We start from the raw sequence: 4,331 nt of genomic DNA, 5'->3' as shown, positions 1-4,331 counted from the left end.
CAAAAGCCGTTAACGAAGACCCACTGTAAATAGGCACATTCATCACTAGCGCTAAATCACCAGAAGTTAGAGATTCATTGTTATCAATACTATTGCCAGATGCCGTCGACTCTATGTCTCCTAGGAATCGTTGGTTTAAGCGCGCTTGCAGTGAAATTGTCGGTTTGTGACCCGCTTTTGCTCGACTTAATTCTATTTTGGTTCGTTCGACAGCGATCCCAGCCAGTTGAATATCTCGATTGTTGGACATTGATGCGTCAAGCCAAGACATCCCAGACGCTGAATTAGGAAAGTGAGCAGTATAAGAATCGGTTTTTAAAGGTTGAACTGCTTGAAACTCTTGACCAGATAGAGTTTGCAAAGAATCAAGTGCAAGCTGATATTGTACTTCCGCTTCTAATACCGCGACTTCAGATTGGTCTTTACGTGCTTGAGCTTGCAATAGATCTATCTCTGAAGATATGCCCGCTTTATTACGGTGTTGAGTGATGCTCAGGTATTGCGCCAACGCTTCTTCATTGGCTTTAGCCGTGTCGAGTAATGCTTGGTTTCTAAGCACATCAAAGTAACTCTTTGTCGTTCGATATATGAGTGCTTCATGCGCTTTAGTGACAAGAAGTTCTGCACTTTCATTGTCTTTACCTGCTATAGAAATACCGGCCTGTACTGCGGGCGTGTAGATAGATTGACTTAGGGTGATGCCCACATTACCTATCGCACCATTGCCACCATAAGTCGATTCTACAGAGTCTGAATCAACGAAGGCACTTAAGTTAAAATACGCATTAATTTGAGGCAGTAGTTGTCCTTTCGCTCCATCAATTGCAAAGCTTGATTTCTGTTGAGTAAGCTCCGCGGTGCGAAGTAACGGGTCATTTTGAATTGCGAGATTATAGAGATTTTCTAAATCGGTGGTGCTGATTATGGTGTCGGTAGAATGGTTACTTGCTGCGTGTGTAGAAAACGAGCCTGCCGCTATTAATGAGAGTATTAAGCGAGATAATTTTCTATTCATCATGTTCCTATCAATATATTTTAGCGAGTAAATCGGTACGATTTAACGATTCAAGCAGACCTCCCTATCTATTTGAAAAGTATCGCGGGTTAATGTGATGAGAAGAATAGACGCTCAATAAGGGGGGTGATAGGTCATTTGGTGACAGTAAAGCGGTAGTGTGAAGTGTGCTATTTGGATGGATTTAAAGGTCAGTTTAATGAGATACCGTTGAAGACAGATAACGCTCTCCAGGCGATTGAGGCGCAGCAAAACGAGAAAGACGCCAAAGGCACAGTAAAGCTCCAAAGGCAAAGAGTACCGAGCCTGTCTATCACTCGGTACTCTGTGCCTAAATAGAAAATAAGGGGCTAGTTTTGTAATTGTCGAAAGTGGGCGATGTATTGTTCGATGGCTTTTGAAATGGATTGCCTAACCACCGCCATTTGCTTCGAGTGTGGTGACCATAGCGAAATCGGAAATTTAAACCCATTTTTCATCTGACTGACTTTAAGCTCTTGAATGTTATCGGTTACATACTCAGATTCTGACAGGGCTTTGGGTAACCATGCCCAACCTAATCCTTCTTGAACTAATTTAATCACTAAGGCGAGCTGATCCACGTCTTCATGCTGGGCTGATACCAACAGTTTCTCTTTCATCCCTTCATCAACGAGAGATTTAAGAACAAACTGACGGCTACTCTGTAAAGCGCCAAACACTTGATCGTCAGGTAGCTGAGCTAATTCACTGCCTTTTTGTACAAAAGGGACAAATTCAATATGGCCTAGAAACGTGGTATCAAGATTCTGCATAGCAGAGCTTTTATGAATATTCACCAGACCAAATTGAAAGTCACCGTTCTCTATCCCTTCTTTGATTTCTTGTTTTGTTCGGACCAAGAAGTTCACTCGCATCATTGGAAAGTCGTTAGCGAGTTGAACTCGAATGTTCGATAAAATCCGGTGTGGTAAAATACTAGGGTAGGCAACGGTAATGCTTTCCATCGTTCCATATGAAAGGCTTAGCGCCACCTTATCAAACACTTGAGCTTGAGATAGCGCTTGTCGGGCATAATGGTACAACAAGTGGCCATCTTCGGTTGGTTCGACGGAGCGTCCAATGCGATTAAAAAGAGAGACAGCAAGTTGGTCTTCCAAATTGGTAATGACCTGCCCAACGGTCGTACGGTGTTTATTTAATTGGACGGCGGCTTTGCTGAAAGAAAGTTGCTCGTATACCGTCACAAATGCTAGAAGTTGCTCTAGGCTAAAATTCATATCCCATGCTCTCTTATAAAATTCCTTTTTAGAACATATCATCTATTAACAAAAATGCTAGGCTGGCCGAGGGATTAGTACCAAATTTGAGTCACGTAATTGGCTTGGGCGAGCATCCATTGCTGGGTTAAGGGATCACTGTTGTCCAAGGGCCACTTTGGTTCACTTTATGATAACCATAGTCATATAGGGCGTTCATATATTGTAAGTCGAACATGTCTTTTGTCGCTTTAGTGCCATTGAAGTCCTCCCCCATGTAAGTGAAAGACACATCTAAATCACTAAGCTGAGAGAAGTACATCATCCGGTAGAGATCGCCTCTAGCTTGTCTAACGGTCATGCTTTGTAGGCTGCGTGACAGCAGTGATATTCCTTTGTCCGGTATCGCTTGGTAGGGCAGATTAAAGACACCATTGCGGATCACATGGACTTGGGGTTTTGTCGATAAGCCAAGCGCTTGACTGACTTTCGTGAAATCTGTTTGTGCAATGTCGAAAAACATCTGTGTCGCCAGCCCTCCGTCGACGTGCAGCTCTTCATAGTGTTTATTATTCTCAATCACATCAATGAATTGAGGTGGGAACACACCAGGAATGGAAGCGCTGGCTGCCAATACTTGGTGTATCAAGCCGACTTTGTTGGGGAGGTCACTGTCTGCTATGCGACCAATGTTCCAAACCATGAGTCTTTCAGAGTCAAACTGAGTCGTACCCACAAACAGGCGTTGCCCAGATTGATGTTTTAGTGCAATTTTTTGGATCATTTCTGGGGTATAGACACTTTCAATAAAATCATAGAGGCTTTCTCCATTGGTGAACGCGTCTTTGAAAAGGGTGTTTAAGAAGTTTTGTTTACCCAGCAGCATGGCGTCATTGATGCCTAGCATGACCTTTTTGAGTCTTGGAATATCTTCGCCACCGACAAAAACGAACGGGGCGACCAAAGCGCCAGCGCTAATACCTGTGATGACGGTATAGTCTTCAAGTTGTTCATTGTCGTACAGTGCGTTGATCAGTCCCGCTCCAAATGCACCGTTTGCTCCACCACCTGACAGAGCAAGAATATTCAAGCGATCACCATCCACATGCAACGGCGTCGACTGAGTTGCTTCATCGTAGAGAAAATCTAAAGATTCAGTAAACCAAAAGCGGTAAGGCTCTTCTGTTTGTTTCGAGTCTTGTTCTATTTTATTCGATGTGGCCGAAATAGAAACGGATCGGTAGTTGTCTTCGGTGACACGCGTATCTAAGGTGTGTGGTGAGCTGCACGCCGTTAACAACAGTGCGAGAAATAGAAATATTGGGGACGATGTTTTGTGTTTCATAGCTCGACTCTTTTGTTGATCACCGACTCCTTTTAGTGATGTTAATGGGTTCACTGCGCTTTAAAGCCAGCGTCTTTGCTAAAGTACAGTGTTAAGATACCGTTTTGATTGAGCGCGACTTTAACTGGACGCCACTTTCATTGGATGGAAGTGATAACTGGGCTCAATAAACTCATTTTGTGCTCTAATGATGTCCAGCTCCCACCCGCCGAGTTCTTCCGTGATTTTTAACACACCGTAAGCGGCATTGTTAGCATGCTCAAAAGCGAGAAACGGTGACATTCCTTTGACTAATCCGGCGGTAAATAGGCCGGTAATGATTTCGTCGATGCCCACCACAGGTTGATCAAAATGAACATAAGGACGATGAGCTAAATAACAAGCTTTGGGGGTACTTAGCATCATGGTTGAATTGAGGTCCTCAAAACCTGGAAAATTTTTCAGAAGAACAAATTTCGGACCTTTATCCATGACTTTTTGGCAGGCTGTTATCGCCTCTTCTAACGTGCCGATGTCCATGTTCGCCAGGCAAGTTAATTCATCGCGACCGATGACCAAAGCATCTGCAATAGAACAGAGGTCACGAGCTATGGTTACGGAGGTTTTTATTATCGGCTGCTCATTATTATCAAAATCGATCATTGGATGGCTAACGTAAAGCGCTTGTGAGTTCTTTTGCTTAACGAGGCTGACGACGTTTGCGATCGCGTTGCTTTGCTCAACCGTGCAGATG

General features: G+C 43.7%; 4 protein-coding genes. All 4 read right to left on the bottom strand.

Translation table 11 applies throughout. The annotated features are described in order from the left end of the window. On the bottom strand, nucleotides 1–1,018 hold a 1,018-nt coding region (locus ACP45E_RS06450; RefSeq protein WP_241824278.1), incomplete at its 3' end, for a TolC family protein. A gap of 347 nt (nucleotides 1,019–1,365) precedes the next feature. Then, nucleotides 1,366–2,274: a LysR family transcriptional regulator gene (locus tag ACP45E_RS06445; RefSeq protein ID WP_017037867.1), complete on the bottom strand. Its 909-nt coding sequence runs from the start codon at nucleotides 2,272–2,274 to the stop codon at nucleotides 1,366–1,368. Between the two features lie 127 nt (nucleotides 2,275–2,401). After that, nucleotides 2,402–3,598, bottom strand: coding sequence for a patatin-like phospholipase family protein (locus tag ACP45E_RS06440; RefSeq protein ID WP_017037868.1), 1,197 nt, complete (start codon nucleotides 3,596–3,598; stop codon nucleotides 2,402–2,404). Nucleotides 3,599–3,718: 120 nt separating this feature from the next. Beyond that, a partial coding sequence (locus ACP45E_RS06435) for a bifunctional hydroxymethylpyrimidine kinase/phosphomethylpyrimidine kinase (protein ID WP_069584812.1) occupies nucleotides 3,719–4,331 on the bottom strand: 613 nt, incomplete at its 5' end.

The organism is Vibrio genomosp. F10 str. 9ZD137 (assembly GCF_049974785.1).
GTDB lineage: Bacteria > Pseudomonadota > Gammaproteobacteria > Enterobacterales > Vibrionaceae > Vibrio.
This window is presented reverse-complemented; position numbering and strand designations above follow the sequence as displayed.